The sequence below is a fragment of the Amycolatopsis sp. H20-H5 genome (assembly GCF_035828755.1).
GTDB lineage: Bacteria > Actinomycetota > Actinomycetes > Mycobacteriales > Pseudonocardiaceae > Amycolatopsis.
In genome coordinates, this window is sequence record NZ_JAYMZS010000270.1 from 1 (window position 1) to 1530 (window position 1530).

The 1530-nt window shown below is 66.5% G+C and carries 1 protein-coding gene; it reads left to right on the forward strand.

Annotated features, from left to right (window positions below; translation table 11 throughout):
- Window positions 1-263 precede the first annotated feature (263 nt).
- Window positions 264-1502 (forward strand): IS110 family transposase, encoded by a 1239-nt coding sequence (locus QMK34_RS47395; RefSeq protein WP_326421614.1) that lies wholly within the window; start codon window positions 264-266, stop codon window positions 1500-1502.
- The last annotated feature ends 28 nt before the right edge of the window (window positions 1503-1530 follow it).

Consider the following 1530-nt stretch of genomic DNA (forward strand, 5'->3'; position numbering starts at 1 on the left):
TCATGGTGGCCTAATGGGGTTTGTTCGGGTCGGGTTCGTAGGCTTGGGCGTGGTGGCTGGTGGTGGGTGAGCACTCGTGTGGCCAGGGTTTTGTGAGACCTTCCTGAAGACCGTGCCCTCACCGTCCAGCGGGAGATCTGTGAGCACTGAAGGGATGTCGTGCCCGCCAGTTCGGCGTGAGCACTCGACCATTAGGCCGTGACCTTTCTCCCGCGAGCTGTCGGACACTGTAGGCAGGTTTATGTTGGGAGGTAACGGAAATCGTGTTGTTCGTGGGTGATGACTGGGCGTCTGATCATCATGATGTGGAGATCCAGGACCCCGCTGGGCGAAGGCTGGAGAAAACCCGTTTGCCGGAGGGCGCGGCAGGGCTGGCCCGGTTGCACGCGCTGATCGGGCGGCATCTGGACGCCGATGCCGAGCCCGGGCAGGTGCTCATCGGTATCGAGACCGACCGGGGTCCGTGGGTCGCGGCGTTGATCGCGGCGGGTTACCGGGTGTATGCGGTCAACCCCCGGCAAGCGGCGAGGTACCGGGAACGGCTGGGCACCTCCGGGGCGAAAAGCGACGCCGCGGACGCGCACACCCTGGCGGACATGGTCCGTAAAGACGCCCACCAGTTGCGTGCGGTGGCCGGGGACAGTGAACTCGCCGACGGTGTGCAGCAGCTGACCCGGGCGCATCAGGCACTGATCTGGGAACGCACCCGCCACACCCTGCGGTTGCGGGCGGCGCTGCGGGACTTCTTCCCCGCCGCGCTGGAGGCCTTCACCGACCTCGACGCCCCCGAGGCACTGGACCTGCTGGGCAAAGCCCCCGACCCCGACCGCGCCGCCCGGTTGTCCCGCTCGCAGATCGCCGCGGCACTCACCCGAGCCCGCCGTCGTGACATCGACGGCAAAACCACCGCGATCCAGGCCGCACTGCGCGCCGAGCAGCTGACCCGCGGACCGGTGTTCACCGCCGCGTCGGCGGCGATCGTACGGTCGCTGATCTCGGTGATCATCACCCTGACCCACGAGATCGCGCAGCTGGACACCGAGGTGGCAGCACATTTTGGCCAGCACCCTGACACCGAGATCTACCGGTCCCAGCCCGGACTGGGACCCATCACCGGTGCCAGGGTGCTGGCCGAGTTCGGCGACGACCCCGACCGCTACCGCAGCGCGAAAGCACGCAAAAACTACGCCGCGACCAGCCCCCTCACCATCGCATCAGGCCGCAGCGAGATCCACCGGGCCAGATACGTCCACAACGACCGCCTCCGCGACGCACTGAGCCGCCAAGCCCAATCAGCACTGCGAGCCTCCCCCGGAGCACGCGCCTACTACGACACCCAACGAGCCCGCGGCGCCGGCCACCAAGCAGCACTACGCCAACTCGCCAACCGACTCGCCGGCATCCTGCACGGCTGCCTCAAAACCCACACCCACTACAACGAAAACACAGCCTGGGCACACCACACCACCACACAAACCAGACAAAACACCACCGCCGCTTGACAAACAAAACCCAGGGATGTCTTCAGGG